Origin of the sequence: Streptomyces sp. NPDC059008, from assembly GCF_042749045.1 — a bacterium.
Taxonomy (GTDB): Bacteria; Actinomycetota; Actinomycetes; order Streptomycetales; family Streptomycetaceae; genus Streptomyces.
The window spans coordinates 137,870-152,374 of record NZ_JBHYJC010000003.1 but is presented as its reverse complement, the minus strand read 5'-3'; the positions used below and the strand labels follow the sequence as shown (position 1 = coordinate 152,374).

The following is a 14,505-nucleotide window of genomic DNA, read 5'->3' as shown; positions in this document are numbered from 1 at the left end:
CAACTGCCCGGTTTCACCGAGATCCTCCCCTGCGGTTCGCCGGCCGCCCACCCGCCGGCCTGCGGCGGAGCGCTGGGCGACCCGGCCGCACGGCCTTACGATCAGCGCCTGCCGCACCGCGCACCCCCATACCGCGACGGCCCTCTTCCTTTCCTGAGTGCGTTATCTGATCAAGAAGAAGGCTTCATGAAGCTTCGTCGTGCCTTGGTGACGGTCGCCACGACCGCTGTCCTGCCGCTCGCCCTCACCGCCTGCTCCGGTGGCTCCGGCAGCCCCTCGAAGGAATCGTCCGCCCCGTCGGCCGGTGCCGGTGCCTCCAAGACCCCGCTGCTCAACGGCACCCGGCTGAAGTCCCTGCTGCTTCCGGTCGGGGTGCTGCCCAAGGGCTACAAGGCCGACCCGGAGGCCACCCGCGACTCCGGGGGCACCCTGGCCGCCGCGTCGTCGAAGAAGCCCGTCGACCTGGCGAGCGCCTGCCCGAAGCTGGAGGCCAGCGCCTGGATCCAGACCAGTGGCATCGAGGGCGCCGCCTTCGCGCAGGGCGACTTCGTCAACGCCGCCCAGGAGGAGTTCAACCAGGAGCTCGACAGCTTCCGGGGCACGGACGCGCAGACGGTCATGAAGCGCCTGGGACAGGTCCTCAAGCACTGCGCGCACTTCAAGGACACCTCCGGCGACACCACGGCCTCGGTGACGATCAAGACCACGACCGTGCCGAAGGTGGGCGACCAGACCCTCAAGGCCGAGCTCTCCGCACCTGAGTGGGAGGGCGGCACCACGCTGGTGGCGACTCGCGTCGGGAACGTCGTCGTCACGACCTTCTACAGCGTCCAGTCCAGTGACATGGGCGCCGCCGGCCTCGATCTGACCAAGAAGATCGTGGCGCGGGTGCAGCAGGCGAAGTAGCCGGCCGGCTGTGCCGCGGTGCCGCGGTGGGGTTCGGCGGGGCACTGCCGAACCCCGGTCAGCCGGGAAGCGAGCGCCACACCGTTCCCACGACGCACGCGGCCGGGAAGTAGCCCCGGTGGCGGGAGTCGAAGCTGGCCGACGGGTTGTCCCCGAGCAGGACCAGCTGTCCGCGGGGCACATACCGCTCCGGTACACCGGCCAGCGCGGCCACCCGGTCGCGGGGCACGGGGTCCCCGGGCACCGCGGCCACGCGTTTGATCACCAGCGCCGGACCCGGCACCGCGCGGGCCGCGGTGGCACGTACCGGGGCGGCACGTACCGGGGCGGTGGCCGGGTCGGCGGTCGGGCCGGTGTCCGGAAGGTCCGTCACCACGACGACCTGGCCCGGTGCCGGCAGGCGCCCGCGCCGTACGAGGACGCGGTCGCCGTCCCGGTAGGCCGGTTCCATGCTCGCTCCGCGTACGGTAACCGCGACCAGCCGGCGCCGCAGCGCGGTGGCGGTCAGGACGAGGACGAAGGCCGCCAGCACCGGTACGCCCCCCGCCAGGGCCCATGACGCCGTGCTCATGGCGCCGCCGCACCGGGCTCGGCGCCCACCGGCTCGCCGTCCGTCCGGTAACCGGCCGCCTGCAGGGTGAACAGGCGGGCGTACTCGCCGTCCAGCGCCATCAGCGCGTCATGGCTGCCCTGTTCGGCGACGAGACCGTCCTTGAGCACGACGATCCGGTCCGCGTCACGTACCGCGCTGAGCCGGTGGGAGATCAGCAGGCCGGTGCGCTCGCCCCGGTGGCCGCACAAGGCGGCGTGGATCTCGTGCTCGGCCGCGGCGTCGAGCCCGGCCGAGGGTTCGTCCAGGATCATCAGGTCCCGCCCCTCGCGCAGGAACGCGCGGGCCAGCGCCAGCCGTTGCCACTGTCCGCCGGAGAGCATCACCCCGCTCTGCGCCCCGTCCCCCTCGGGCCGGGTGAAGAAGATCCGTGACAGGAGGGTGCGGTAGCCGTGCGGCAGGCCGGCCAGCTTCTGGTGGATGCCGGACCGTTCGGCGGCGGCGCGAAGCCGCCGGTCGTCGTGGAGTGCGTCCAGGTCCCCCAGGGCGATGTTCTCCGCCGCCGTCATGTCGTAGTGCATGTAGTCCTGGAACACCACGCTGAGGCGTCGGCGGTACGCGGCGACGTCCACCTCGCGCAGGTCCACCCCGTCCCACAGGATCGCTCCGCGGGTGGGGTCGTAGAACCGGCACAGCAGCTTCACCAGCGTGGACTTCCCGGCTCCGTTGAGCCCGACGAGCGCCAGCGCCCGGCCGTGGGGGATGTGCAGGCTGACCCCGCGCAGGATCCAGGGGTGCGCGTCGGAGTACCGGAACCACACGTCGCGCAGTTCGATTCCGCCGCTCAGGGCGGGGAGCGGCCGGGGCGCCGCCGCGAGCGGCAGATCGGGACCCGCGGTGGTCACCGCCAGGTAGTGGTCGAGCATCAGCAGGGCCTGGTGCGTGCGGGCGACCTCCAGCGCGAGCGTGGCGAGCGCGCCCTGCACACCGGCCACCGCGGCCACGAACAGGGTGACGTCTCCGGCCGACAGGCCTCCGGACCGCGCCGCGCCCACCGCCCATACGAGCCCGCAGCCGGAGATCAGCGCGGCGAGCAGCCCGAGCCCCGCCTGGGCGCGGACCTCCCGCCGGTCCACCGCCCGCTTGGCGGCGTCGGACGTGCGCCGCTCGGCCAGCATCCGCCCGCGCAGGAAGCCCCCGATGCCGAACAGCCGCACCTCCTTGGCGGCTTCCATGCTGGAGAGCAGGTCGTTGTAGAACAGCTCGCGCCGCTCGGCGGGGCCGATGTCCCACACCATCCGCGCCCGCCGTCGCGACAGCGCGATCTCCGCGAGCAGCACCGGCACTCCGGCCACCAGCACCAGCCCGGTCAGGACGGGGCTGAGCACCAGCAGCGAGCCGACGAACCCGGTGAGGGTGACGACGGCCCGGACGATGCCCAGTGCCCCGGAGACGGTTTCGTTGGGGGTGCCGCCGGCGGCCTGCTGGGCCAGCCGCAGCCGGTCCAGGAAGCGGGGGTCCTCGAACCGTTCCAGTCCGACGAACCCGTCCACGGCGGTGAACAGCCGGTCCTGCATGAGCAGTCCGACCCGGCGGTCGAGCTCCGCACGCAGATACTGGCTGATCTGCGGGGCCGCCCCGGCCACCACACCGGCCGCGCCGAGGCAGAGCCCCAGTCCGGTCAGGGTCCCGGACGAAGCACCGGCGACCAGGTGGTCCAGCACCAGTTTGGTCAGCAGGGCCGTGGCGACCGGCAGCCCGCCGGTCGCCAGCGTCAGGAGCACGAAGGCCGCCAGGGTGCCGGGCGCCGCCTTGACCGCGAGCGACCACGCCGTGGTGACCCGGGCCCCCGTGCCCCGGGTCACCCGGCGTCCGCGCGGTGTGACGTCGGTGTCCGTCATCGCGCCGCGGTGACCGGTCGGTCCAGCGCCATGCGGTTGGCGGTGACCCGGACCGTGCCGTCGGCGTCCGGGGACACCCGCAGCAGCGTGGGGTACGAGCGCGCCCGGAACGCGGCGCTCAGCGGTGCGTCGGGCCCCTCCTCGACGACCACCCGGGCGACCGGGGACAACTCGGCCACGAACGCGGCGGACTCGGCGGGATCGCCGACCACGGCGGCCACCACCTGTGCCCGCCCGCCGGGCAGGGCCCGCGCATGGTCCACGAACGCCGGCAGCTTCTCCCGGCACGGCCGGCATCCGGGGGCGAAGAACGCCACCAGTGTGTCCGCGGCGAGCATGCCGTGGGTCAGCCGTTCGCCGTCCACGGTGGCGGTGGCGAACTCCCCCACCTCCTCCCCCACGGCCGGGTCGAGGGCGTCGAACCGGCCGCCCGGCCCGCTCGCCCCGGACAGCTGCTCGGAGTGCTCCCGCAGGCGCTTGATCACCCCCAGGGTGAGCACCAGGTCCAGCGTGCACAGCGTGCCGACGAACACCACTGCCGCTATCAGGAAGGCCATTTCCCCACTCCTCTCGTTCCGTACGGCCCCTGGAGTGCCGGGCCGGTGTTGTTCCCTTGGTCGCGGGCGTGTTCCGGCCGGGCCGGTACCGTCGGGCGGAACAGCGCTACGAGGTCGTCGAGCCTGGTCACCAGCGCCCCGGCGACGGCGCCGCCGGCCACGGCCACCGCCGTGTACGCCGGTGCGACCGCGCCGGCCCCGCCGCCGCTCAGCACTCCCCCCGCCGCGAGCAGCGTCAGCGCGCCGTTGCGCAGCACATGGAGCCGGCCCATCGGGCCGCCTGATGCCCCGAAACAGCGGCACACCACGCGTACTTGTCGGATGACGGTGAGCGCGGCGCCCACGGTGAACGCCAGCAGCAGGCCGGCGGCGAGGACGCACCCCACGACGCCCGCGGGCGCCGTCAACGGGCTTGCCAGCAGCAGGAGGAGCACCGCCACCTCGCCCCCCGCCACGAGCACGGCGCAGGCGCGCACCCAGCCGGCCGGAAGCAGGTCCATGGCGGTCAGCGACTGGGCGAAACGGGAGAACGCGGCCCTGCTGCGGATCTTGCCGAGCGCCGCCGCCCCGAAGACCACGACAAGGCAGGACGCGCAGGCTACAGCGAGTATGTCCACGGTACGGATACCCCTTTGGTGCGCCGGAGCCGGCCGGGCGGCGCGGCGGTGCGCGACCCGGCCGGACGGCGATGACCTGTGAGAACCGCGCCTCGTCAGAAGCAGCCGCAGCGGATGAACGTATTCGTGCACTGGTCCTTCACCCAGGTGTGGTTCCACCGCGCGCAGCCGGACCCCGGCCCGCCGGTGACGCACACGTAGCAGCCGGCGGCGGATGCCTCGGCCTTGGGCACGAACCGCTCCAGGAGCCTGCTCCCCATCGCTTCCATCTTCCGGTACACGTCCACACTCCCTACTCGTTTCCGGGTGCCGTATTGGCGTTGCCAACGTTGCTCGGGCGGTCCTGGACAAACCTTGTCCATCTCTTGAATGAGCTGGTCAGGAAGGGTTTTGGAGTTTGGTGCGGAGCCGGTGGAGGTCCGCGTCGTTGTGTCCGATGGCGTGCAGGAGGTCCGCTGCCCGCCGCCAGGCCGCGCGGGCCGCCGCGGTGTCGCCGCCGGCCTCGTGGGTGTCGCCGAGATGCTCCAACGTCTCGGCCTGGTTGTACTGGTGGCCGAGTTCCTCGTTCAGGTGCAGGCTCCGCAGGAAGCAGTCGGCGGCCTGCCGGTGGTCGCCGAGGTGCTGGAGCGCGTATCCGAGGCTGTCCCAGGTGTTCGCCTCGCCTCGGCGGTCGCCGAGGTGTTGCTGCAGGGCGAGCGCCTCCCGGCAGAAGTCGGCGGCCTCCTCGTACTTGCCGAGCTGCGCGTGGTCCCAGCCGGCGGCGTTGAGGGCCCTGGCCCGGCCGGTCTCGTGGTCCGCGGCCTCGAAGCGGTCGAGTGCGAGCAGATCGTGTTCCAGACCCCTTTGCTGATCTCCCCGGCGCTCCCACAGCCAGCCGAGGTTGAGGTGGGTGTGGGCCTGGCCGACCGTGTCGCCCAGCTCCTGGTACAGGGTGAGGGCCTGTTCCAGGTGGGCGTGCGCCTCGTCGAAGCGGCCGGTCTCGCAGCAGGAGTTGCCCAGTTCGCGGTGGGCGCGTGCCTGGTACGAGCGGTCGGCAAGGGCGGTCGCGGCTTCGAGCCCGGCGTACTGTGTCGCGGTGAGCTCGTCCCAGAGGCCGCGTCGTGCCAGGAACGTGGGGAGGACGGCCGCCAGTTGCCAGGTCTTGGCGTGCAGTTCGGTGTGGCGGGCCTGTGCCACGAGGGAGGTCAGCACGGCGCGTTCGGCGGCGAACCACGCCAGGGCGCCCTGGTGGTCGGCCGGTTGGACGGGCGCCGCGCCCGGCAGGGCCGGTGCCAGGGCGATCGGCTCGCCGTGGGGGGACAGCAGCCGGTCGGCGGCGTGGGCGGTGTGCAGGTAGTGGTCGACCAGGCGCTCGAAGGCGGATCGGCTCGCCGGGTCCGCCGCGGCCAGCTCCGCGGCGTAGGCGCTCAGCAGGTCGTGCATCGTGTAGCGGTTGGGCCGGTGGGCGGTCACCAGGTGCGAGCGGACCAGTTCGGTCAGGGCCCGGCTGACCTCGTGCGGCGCGGCCCCGGCCAGGGCGGCCGCCGCGGCCAGGCCGATGTCGGGGCCCGCGTGCAGGCCGAGCAGGGGGAAGAGCCGGCGCGCGGGTTCGCTGAGCGCGCCGTAGGACGAGGCGAAGACGGCCCGCAGGTCGGCGGAGTCGTCGCCCGCGTCGAGGGTGTCGAGGGCGCCGCCCGCCCCGTGCAGATCGCGGATCAGCGCCCGCAGCGGGAACGTCGGGTGGACGGCGGCGCGGGCGGCGATGATGCTGATGGCCAGTGGCAGCCCGCCGCACAGCTGGAGCAGGCCGGCGGCCGCGGTGGGTTCCTTGCGCAGCCGCTCCCGGCCGAGCCGGCGGGTGAGCAGTGACGCGGCGTCGGCGGTGGACAGCGGGCCGAGCGTGAGGAGCCGGGCGCCGTGCGTGGTGACCAGGCCGGCCAGGTGGTGGCGGCTGGTGACGATGACGACGCAGGTGGGGCTGCCGGGGAGCAGGGGCAGGACCTGTTCGGTGTCGCGTGCGTTGTCCAGGATCACGAGGATGCGGCGGCCCTGGATGAGGCTGCGGTAGAGCCCCACCTGGGCGTTCAGTCCGGTGGGGACGGCCCCCTCGGGCGCGCCCAGGCTGTCGAGCAGGTCGCGGAGGGCCGAGGCGACGGTCGTCGGCGTCCCCGAGGGCTCGAAGCCGCGCAGGTTCAGATAGAGCTGCCCCTCGGGGAACTCCTCCAGCCGCTGGTGCGCCCAGTGCAGGGCGAGGCAGGTCTTGCCGATGCCGCCGGATCCGCCGATGCCCGCGATCGGCACCGTACCGCCGTGGGCGGACGGTGGTTCCAGGAGCCGGTCGAGCTCCGCCATGGCGCGCCCCCTGCCGGTGAACACCGGTGGGGGCGGCGGTAATTGGCGCGGCACCGGCAACCGGGCGGCTTCGGGTGCCACTACCGGTGACGGGCCGGGACCCTCACCGGAAACGGAATCGGAAGCGAAACCGGTACCGGTACCGGAGCCGGAGCCGGGGAGGGAGTCGCCGGGAGCCCCGGCCGGTCCGTCGGTGCCCGGGAGTGGCGCGCCCATGAGGAGGTCCTGGTGCAGTCGCCGTAGCGAGGGGCTCGGGGCGAGGCCGAGCTCCGCGTCCAGGAGCCGGGTGATGTCCCGGTAGACCTCCAGCGCCTGCGGGGTGCGGCCCTGCCGGTGCAGGGCGAGCATCAGTTGCGCGGCGATCCGCTCGTCGAGGGGGTGTTCCCGGGCCCGCAGGCGCAAGGGGGCCAGCAGCTCGGACTCCCGGCCCTGCCGCAGCAGCAGGTCGTTGAGGTCCAACTCGGCGCCCAGGCGCTCGCCTTCGAGGGTGTCGCGCAGCGCGTTGAACCAGGGGGTGTCCGGCTCGGTCGGCGCGTCGCTGGGCCACAGCCGCAGCGCCTCGGTGAGCAGCCGTGCGGCGTGGGTGTCGTCCCCGGCGGAACGGGCCCGTACGACCAGGTCGCGGAAGCGGTGCAGGTCGACCGTTCGCGGGTCCACCTCGCACACGTAGCCGTGCGGATGGCGGCTGATCGACGCGCCGAGCGGCTCGATGACGCGACGCAGCCGCGAGAGATAGCTGTAGAGCGTCGTCGCGGCGCGCTGCGGTGGGCGTTCGCCCCAGAGCCGGTCGATCAACCGCTCCACGGAGACGGGGCGGTTGGCGTCGACGAGGAGAGCCGCGAGGACCTGGCGCTGGCGCAGATGCCCCAGATCCACCTCCCGGCCGTCCACCTGCGCGCTGATCGTGTGGAGCAAGCAGAATTCGACGGCCACCCCGTACCCCTTCCCCCGTGCGCGCCAGTGTTCGGGGATCCGGCAGGGGAGGCAAGGGACATCCAGGACGTTCTTCCGTCCCTACCGGGTGCGTGAGCACGGTCGTCTCCCGGTGCGTGAGCGCGGTCGTCTCCCGTTGTGTGAGCGCGGTGCGCCGACGGTGGCGGCGTCCGTAGCCCGGGGCTCCGACCACCCGTGCCGGAGGCCGCCCACCCGGCCACCGCCCCTGGGCACCGGCCCGCCGCCGGCTCGGCGGGCCGGTGCCGGGTTTCCGGACTACGCTGGTCGTGGGCCGGCATCCGGGTGACAGCGCATGCCGAAAGGGGCGCCCCGATGGACGACTACCCGCTGATCGAGAACCACGGCCTGATCGGGGATCTGCAGACCGCGGCCCTGGTGACCACGGACGGGACGGTCGACTGGTTCTGCTGCCCGCGGTTCGACTCCCCCAGTGTGTTCGGCGCTCTGCTGGACCGGGAGAAGGGCGGACACTGCACGGTCCGGCCGGCCCATGCGACCTACGCGACCAAGCAGTTGTACCTCCCCGACACGGCCGTCCTGGTGACCCGGTTCATGACCGAGGCGGGGGCCGGTGAGGTCGTCGACTTCATGCCGGTGACCGGGACCACGGTCTCGGCCCGTCACCGTCTGGTCCGTATGGTCCGCTGCGTACGGGGCAGCATGACCTTCGAGATCGACATCGCGCCGCGGTTTGACTACGGACGCGAACCGCACGAGTTGCACTTCACCGAGCAGGGCGTGGTGTTCGCCTCGAAGGGGCTGGAGCTGACCGTGCACACGGTCCGTGAACCGCAGGACGAGCGGCTGCTCAACACCCTCACCGGCCAGAACGACCTGCACTTCGCCCTCACCTTGCAGGCGGGCGAGCAGCGCGGCATGGTCCTGGAGTCGTCGGCGGACGGACCGCCCCGGGAGATCCGGCACGACGAGTTCCAGCAGCTCTTCGACGACACCGTCCGCTTCTGGCGGTCCTGGCTGGGCCAGTCCCGGTACACGGGACGTTGGCGGGAGGCGGTGGAACGCGCGGCCGTGACGCTGAAGCTGATGACCTACGCGCCCAGTGGCGCGCTCGTGGCCGCGCCGACGGCCGGGCTCCCGGAGCAGCTGGGCGGCGAACGCAACTGGGACTACCGCTTCACCTGGATCCGCGACGCCTCCTTCTCCGTCTACGCCCTGCTGGGGCTGGGTTTCACCGACGAGGCGAAGGCGTTCATCGACTGGCTGAGCGACCGGGTCCAGGAACGCGTCGGCAGCCAGGGGGACTCCGGACCGCTGAACATCATGTACAAGGTCGACGGCTCCTCGGACCTGGACGAGGAGGTCCTGGAGCACTGGGAGGGCTATGAGCGTTCCGCCCCGGTGCGCATCGGCAACGGTGCGGCCACCCAGCTCCAACTGGACATCTACGGGGAGGCGCTGGACAGCATCTCCTTCGCTCACCGGCACGGGCTCCAGCTCGGTCACCGGGGCTGGACGTCGCTGCTCACCCTGCTCGACTGGCTGGTCGACCACTGGGACCAGGCGGGAGAGGGCCTGTGGGAGACCCGCGGCGGCCGCCAGCACTTCACGTACGGCCGGGTGATGTCGTGGGTCGCCTTCGACCGCGCGTTGCGGCTGGCGGCGGACAACGGCCGTCCGGCCACCGCCGCCCGGTGGAGCAGCGCACGGGACGAGATCTACGCACAGGTCATGGCGAAGGGCTGGAACGAGGAGCGCCACGCCTTCGTCCAGCACTTCGGCAGCGATGTGCTCGACTCCTCGCTGCTGCGCGCACCGACGGTCGGGTTCATCACGCCCGACGACCCGATGTGGGTCTCCACTCTGGACGCGATGGAACAGGAGCTGGTCACCGACAGCCTGGTCTACCGGTACAACCCCGAGGCCTCACCCGACGGGCTGCGCGGATCGGAAGGCACCTTCTCGCTGTGCACGTTCATGTACGTCGACGCGCTGGCACGGGCGGGGCGGACCGACCGGGCCCGGCTGGTGCTGGAGAAGATGCTGGGGTACGCCAACCATCTGGGCCTGTACTCGGAGGAGATCGCCCTGACGGGCCGCCAACTAGGCAATTTCCCCCAGGCGTTCACCCATCTCGCGCTGATCGACGCGGCGATCACCCTGGACGCGTCCCTGAACCGGCGACGCTAGGGCGTGTCCGACCCTGACCCATGGGACAGGCACCAGGAAGCGCGAAAGCCGGCCGGTCAGCCCGGGGCGTGGTGCGTCCCGGCGGGGTCCGGGCCGTCGTGCGGCAGCGGCCCGAAGAGCACGAGCGTGTCGCCTTCCGCCGGCGCGGCCCGCCGGGTGTCGGTGACCGGTTCGAGCCGGCCGTCGGCCCGTACGACGAAGAGGATCCGGTGCCCCGGTGGCAGCGGTCGGGCGGCGGGCTGCACGGGAAAGCGGGCCCCTTGCTCATGGCGGGCCGCCAGGGTGTCGCGGAGCAGGCCGGAGCCGAAGAGGACGGCGCCGCCGGTGGAGGGGGCCACCACGCCCGGGGGGCCGGGCGGCGGGCCGACACGGTAGACGGGCCCCTCGACGCCCTCCTGGACGACGACCGAGGCGAGCGCGTTGAAGTCGTCGTCGTCGGTGAGCAGCAGGACCGCCGTGACCCCCTCCAGCCGGGCTTCGGGGTCGGTCGCCGCGGCCATGAGCTCCCCGGCGGCCAGCTCGATCCCCGCGTCCCGGATCCGGTCCCGCTGCGGTGCCGGTCCGGCCCACATCAGCACGTCGAGCCCGGCGGCGCGCAGCGACCGGGCGAGGTCCACCGCCCAGGGGTCGCCGCCCACCAGCAGGGGGCGGGTACGCGCGGACCGGACGACGCCCAGTGCGGCGGCCGCCGGCCGGGCCGTCAGCGCGTAGACCAGGACGGTGCCGACGATCGTCAGGAAGGTGACCGGCAGGATCCGGTCGGCGCCCCTGAGGCCGTCGCGGACGAGGTCGGACGAGAAGGTGGCGGCCGTGGAGGCGGCGACGATGCCGCGGGGCGCCATCCAGCCGACGAACGCGCGCTCCCCGGTGGTCAGATCCGTGCGCACGGTGGAGAGGAGGGCGATCAACGGCCGCGCCACCAGGACGAGCACGGCGACGAGTACGAGGGTGGGCAGCAACACCGGAACGACGGACTTCGGCGTCACGGTGGCCGAGATGGAGACGAACAGCAGGCCGATGATGAGCTGCACCAGCGTCTCGAAGAACGGCCGGCGTGCGGGCATGTCGAAGCCCGGCAGGTTCGCCACGGTCATCCCCGTGACGATCGCGGCGATCAGGCCCGTGTCGTCGAGCACCATGTCGCACCCCGCGGCCACCACGACCACGGTGGCCAGTTGGGCGAGCGTGCCCAGCGTCTCGCCCAGGCCCAGCACCCGGAGGGTGAGCCACAGCAGCGCGGTCCCGATCAGGCCGCCGACGAGCCCGACGGCGATGCTGGCGAAGAAGTCGGCGAAGCGGAAGCCGTGTCCGGCCCGGAGTCCGCCGGACACGATGGAGTGGAAGAGGACGGCGCCGAGGATGCCCCCGACCGGGTCGATCAGGGAGCCCTCCCAGATCAGTACCCGTCGCACCTGGTCCGTGGGGCGCACGTGGTCGAGCAGCGGCCCGACGACCGTCGGCCCCGACACGACGAGGATCACGCCGAGCATGCAGGCCACGGCGAGCGGCACGCCGAACAGCGCGGGTCCCAGCGCCATGACGGTCCCCCAGGTGACCAGCACGCCCAGCAGGATGAGCCGGACGACCACGCTCCTGGTCGCGCCCCTGAGGTGGCGCAGGTCCAGACCCAGCCCGGCGTCGTAGAGGATCAGCGCCACCGACAGGGACACCAGGGCGGAGAAGTCCTGCCCCACCAGCTCGTCGGGGTGGACGACGTCCGTCAGCGCCCCGGCGGCGAAACCCGCCGGAAGGAGCACCACCAGGGCCGGGACCCGCAACCGGCTCGCCAGGATCTGGGAGCCGACGGCGAGGGCGACGGTCAGGCCGACGCCCAGCAGGATCTCGTCCTCGGTCATGGCCGCCTCACCCCGCGCACGGCCCGTGCGCCACGGGGCCCTTGAGGTCAGCCCTCGTCGCGAGCACCGCTGCTCCGCAGGTCGGCGTCGCTGAGGGCCTCCAGTTCGCCATGGGTGTCGAGCCAGTACAGGAGGGCGACCGCCGGGAAGACCAGGACGACCGCGACGAGGCTGACGAACATCAGCCAGCGCAGTGTCGTCGGGGCGCCCGCCCCCTCGGCGACGGTCAGTGAGGTCGGGATGAGGTACGGGCGCTGGGCCATGCCCCATGCCAGGACGGCCGAGGCGACCACGCCGACGGCGGTGACCCGGGACCAGGCGGCGGAGGTGCGCAGCAGCAGCCAGGCGGTCGCGACCGTGGCGAGCGCCGCGAGGACGACGAACAGCAGGCCCACGCCGTGGGTCAGGCCGTGCCATACGTGCGGGGCGTCACCGTGGGTGAGGAACAGGGTGAGCACGGCGAGTACGGCGACGGCGGCGAGGGCGGCGAGGGCCCGCCGCCGGAAGTAGCCGTCGAGATCGGGTGCGTCGAAGCGTCGGGCGTCCGCGGCCAGGAACACCGCTCCCAGGAAGGCCGTGGTGGTGACGGCGAGGAGGCCGAAGAGGATCGAGGTCGGGTTGGACCAGGCATGTGCCGACGGCTCGGTGCCGGGTGCCGCCCTGCCGGAGGCGATCCCCCCGGCGGCGGCGCCGAGGAAGAACGGTGTGAGGAGCGAGGAGATCGCGAACACCGCCCCGTAGAGGCGTCGGCCGGCCAGCCGGCGGCTGGGCTTGCGCAGGGCGAAGCCGGCGCCGCGCAGCACGGTCCCGACGGCGGCCAGCGCCAGCGGCAGCCACATCGCGGAGAAGAGGGCCTGGAACAGCACCGGGAAGCCGGTCCACATGAGGACCAGGACGAAGATCAGCCAGACGTTGTTGACCTCCCACACCGGGGCCATGGCGTGGTCGATCAGCCACCGGGGGCGCTTGCCGCGTTCCGCTCCGCCCGCGGTCAGGTCCCAGAACCCGGCCCCGTAGTCGGTACCGCCGGCGCAGGCGTACGCGGCGAGTGCGAGCAGCAGGACGACGGCGACGAGACCGGCGGTCATGGCCGGCCCTGCCCGGTCGGTGGGCCCTGGCCGGTCGGTGGGCCCTGCCCGGTCGGTGGGCCCTGCTCGGGGGAGGCCGGAGCGCCACCGGCCACCACCGCGGAGCGGGGCCCGTACGGCGTGTCCGTCTCCGGCAGCTCCGCCGCTCCCGCCTCCTTCGCTCCCGTCTCCTTCGCTCCCGCCTCCTTGTGCTGTTCGTCGGTGAGCCGCCAGCGGGTGCGCATCTTCAGGAGCACGGCGAGGAACGAGCCGAAGACGCACACGTACACCACGGCGACGAGGCCGAAGGTGGTCCACAGCGCGGCGGAACGGGTCGCGGTGACCGCTTCGGCGACCCGCATGTTCTGGTAGACGATCCAGGGCTGACGGCCCACTTCGGTGGTGATCCAGCCGCACTCCACGGCGACGACGGAGGCCGCGCCCGCGCCCGCGGCACACCGGAAGAACCACTTCGACTCGGGCAGCCGGCGGCGGCGCAGCCAGACGAGGCCGTACCAGAGGGCGAGCAGCACCAGCACGGAGCCGATCCCGACCATGATGTCGAAGGCCCAGTGGGCGATGGTGGCCTGAGTGGCCGTCGGCCGGTCCCGCGCCGGCACCGACGTCAGTCCGGTCACCTTCGTGTCCGCACGGAACCCGGCGAGGAGGGAGTCCAGCTGCGGGATCCTGATGCCGCCGGAGATGCTCCCGTCCGGATGGAGTCGGCCGAACAGGTACTCCGGTACGTGGGTGTCGGTCCGCCAGACGATCTCCATCGCGGCGAACTTCACCGGCTGCTTGTGGAAGACCGCGCGGGCGATGGCGTCGCCCAGCACGAACTGGACGGGGGTGAGCACCGCGGCGACGGTGAAGGGGACGGTGAAGCCGAGACGGTGGTAGCGGTCCCGGCGGCCGCGCAGCCGGCCGGCGGCGTAGACCCCGGCGACGACGTAGCCCGCGGTCACCAGCATCGCCACCACGAAGTGCCAGTACTGGGGCCCGAACATCGGGGTGAAGACGGCCTTCCAGATGTGCACGTCGGTGGGGTTGCCCGCGGAGTCGAGGGTGAAGCCCCGGGGGGTGTTCATCCAGGAGTTGGCGGCCAGGATGCCGAAGGCGCCGAGCAGGGCGACGGCCGGCAGGGGGAGCGCCAGCAGGAAGTGCGTGCGGGGCGGCAGTCTGCGCCAGCCGTACAGGTAGATGGCGATGAGGACCGCTTCGAGGAAGAAGGCCCAGGCCTCCACGCCGAAGCCGATGCCGAAGACGTCGCCCCACCTGCCCATCATGCCGGGCCACAGGAGACCGAACTCGAAGGACAGGACGGTGCCGGTGACGACCCCGATCGCGAACTGCACCGCCATGACCGCCGACCAGCGCCGCGCCAGCAGCAGGGCGGCCGGGGAGTCGCGGCGCAGCCCGTAGGCGTGCATGACGAGGGTGATGAACGGCAGCGCCACGCCGAGGGGGACCAGGATGATGTGGGAGGCGAGGGTGAAGGCCATCAGCGATCTGGCCGGCAGCATCTGGGGCGGCGCGTCCGCCAGCAGGTGAAGCGTGGTGTGCATGAGGTCTCCCCCGGGAACCGGCGCAGGTGGGCGGAGGTCGGCCGCCGGTGGGC

11 protein-coding genes are annotated in these 14,505 nt (G+C 72.8%); 2 read left to right on the top strand and 9 right to left on the bottom strand.

Translation table 11 applies throughout. From position 1 onward, the window contains the following. The first annotated feature begins 186 nt into the window (after nt 1-186). A complete protein-coding gene (locus ACFWZH_RS05980; protein ID WP_384426051.1) occupies nt 187-906 on the top strand; it encodes a hypothetical protein in 720 nt (239 codons plus the stop codon). A gap of 58 nt (nt 907-964) precedes the next feature. On the opposite strand, the gene ACFWZH_RS05975 is transcribed toward ACFWZH_RS05980, so the two are convergent. The 6 genes from ACFWZH_RS05975 to ACFWZH_RS05950 all read right to left on the bottom strand — a co-directional run bounded on the left by ACFWZH_RS05975 (nt 965) and on the right by ACFWZH_RS05950 (nt 7,795). Then, nucleotides 965-1,477 (bottom strand): S26 family signal peptidase, encoded by a 513-nt coding sequence (locus ACFWZH_RS05975; protein ID WP_384426047.1) that lies wholly within the window; start codon nt 1,475-1,477, stop codon nt 965-967. Then, nucleotides 1,474-3,357 (bottom strand): ABC transporter ATP-binding protein, encoded by a 1,884-nt coding sequence (locus ACFWZH_RS05970; RefSeq protein ID WP_384426044.1) that lies wholly within the window; start codon nt 3,355-3,357, stop codon nt 1,474-1,476. The genes ACFWZH_RS05975 and ACFWZH_RS05970 overlap by 4 nt, the downstream gene beginning before the upstream one ends. Beyond that, entirely contained in the window at nt 3,354-3,914 is a 561-nt protein-coding gene (locus ACFWZH_RS05965; protein WP_384426041.1) for a TlpA family protein disulfide reductase, read from the bottom strand. Before ACFWZH_RS05965 ends, ACFWZH_RS05970 begins: the two co-directional genes overlap by 4 nt. Then, nucleotides 3,902-4,531 (bottom strand): MauE/DoxX family redox-associated membrane protein, encoded by a 630-nt coding sequence (locus tag ACFWZH_RS05960; protein WP_384426038.1) that lies wholly within the window; start codon nt 4,529-4,531, stop codon nt 3,902-3,904. The genes ACFWZH_RS05965 and ACFWZH_RS05960 overlap by 13 nt, the downstream gene beginning before the upstream one ends. Nucleotides 4,532-4,626: 95 nt before the next feature. Beyond that, nucleotides 4,627-4,791 (bottom strand): hypothetical protein, encoded by a 165-nt coding sequence (locus ACFWZH_RS05955; RefSeq protein WP_261958127.1) that lies wholly within the window; start codon nt 4,789-4,791, stop codon nt 4,627-4,629. Between the two features lie 118 nt (nt 4,792-4,909). Next, complete coding sequence (locus ACFWZH_RS05950) at nt 4,910-7,795, bottom strand: BTAD domain-containing putative transcriptional regulator (protein WP_384426035.1); 2,886 nt, start codon at nt 7,793-7,795, stop codon at nt 4,910-4,912. A 333-nt stretch (nt 7,796-8,128) separates the two neighbouring features. On the opposite strand from ACFWZH_RS05950, the gene ACFWZH_RS05945 reads away from it, so the two are divergent. Then, nucleotides 8,129-9,964, top strand: coding sequence for a glycoside hydrolase family 15 protein (locus ACFWZH_RS05945; RefSeq protein ID WP_384426032.1), 1,836 nt, complete (start codon nt 8,129-8,131; stop codon nt 9,962-9,964). A gap of 56 nt (nt 9,965-10,020) precedes the next feature. Here ACFWZH_RS05945 and ACFWZH_RS05940 read toward each other — a convergent pair whose 3' ends face one another. From ACFWZH_RS05940 to ACFWZH_RS05930, 3 genes are read right to left on the bottom strand one after another with little or no spacing between them, the layout of a single operon-like run. Beyond that, entirely contained in the window at nt 10,021-11,820 is a 1,800-nt protein-coding gene (locus ACFWZH_RS05940; protein WP_384426029.1) for a cation:proton antiporter, read from the bottom strand. Nucleotides 11,821-11,867: 47 nt separating this feature from the next. Beyond that, on the bottom strand, nt 11,868-12,908 hold the full coding sequence (locus ACFWZH_RS05935; protein ID WP_384426026.1) for a cytochrome d ubiquinol oxidase subunit II: 1,041 nt from the start codon (nt 12,906-12,908) through the stop codon (nt 11,868-11,870). Then, the gene (locus ACFWZH_RS05930) at nt 12,905-14,452 is read right to left on the bottom strand and encodes a cytochrome ubiquinol oxidase subunit I (protein ID WP_384426023.1); all 1,548 of its coding nucleotides are present in this window, start codon (nt 14,450-14,452) and stop codon (nt 12,905-12,907) included. Before ACFWZH_RS05930 ends, ACFWZH_RS05935 begins: the two co-directional genes overlap by 4 nt. Nucleotides 14,453-14,505 lie beyond the last annotated feature (53 nt).

What these genes read in the sequence shown, in the direction of transcription:
- ACFWZH_RS05980 (WP_384426051.1), top strand. Translation starts at nt 187, where the DNA reads ATGAAGCTTCGTCGTGCCTTGGTGACGGTCGCCACGACCGCTGTCCTG.
- ACFWZH_RS05975 (WP_384426047.1), bottom strand. Translation starts at nt 1,477, where the DNA reads ATGAGCACGGCGTCATGGGCCCTGGCGGGGGGCGTACCGGTGCTGGCG.
- ACFWZH_RS05970 (WP_384426044.1), bottom strand. Translation starts at nt 3,357, where the DNA reads ATGACGGACACCGACGTCACACCGCGCGGACGCCGGGTGACCCGGGGC.
- ACFWZH_RS05965 (WP_384426041.1), bottom strand. Translation starts at nt 3,914, where the DNA reads ATGGCCTTCCTGATAGCGGCAGTGGTGTTCGTCGGCACGCTGTGCACG.
- ACFWZH_RS05955 (WP_261958127.1), bottom strand. Translation starts at nt 4,791, where the DNA reads ATGGGGAGCAGGCTCCTGGAGCGGTTCGTGCCCAAGGCCGAGGCATCC.
- ACFWZH_RS05945 (WP_384426032.1), top strand. Translation starts at nt 8,129, where the DNA reads ATGGACGACTACCCGCTGATCGAGAACCACGGCCTGATCGGGGATCTG.
- ACFWZH_RS05940 (WP_384426029.1), bottom strand. Translation starts at nt 11,820, where the DNA reads ATGACCGAGGACGAGATCCTGCTGGGCGTCGGCCTGACCGTCGCCCTC.
- ACFWZH_RS05935 (WP_384426026.1), bottom strand. Translation starts at nt 12,908, where the DNA reads ATGACCGCCGGTCTCGTCGCCGTCGTCCTGCTGCTCGCACTCGCCGCG.
- ACFWZH_RS05930 (WP_384426023.1), bottom strand. Translation starts at nt 14,452, where the DNA reads ATGCACACCACGCTTCACCTGCTGGCGGACGCGCCGCCCCAGATGCTG.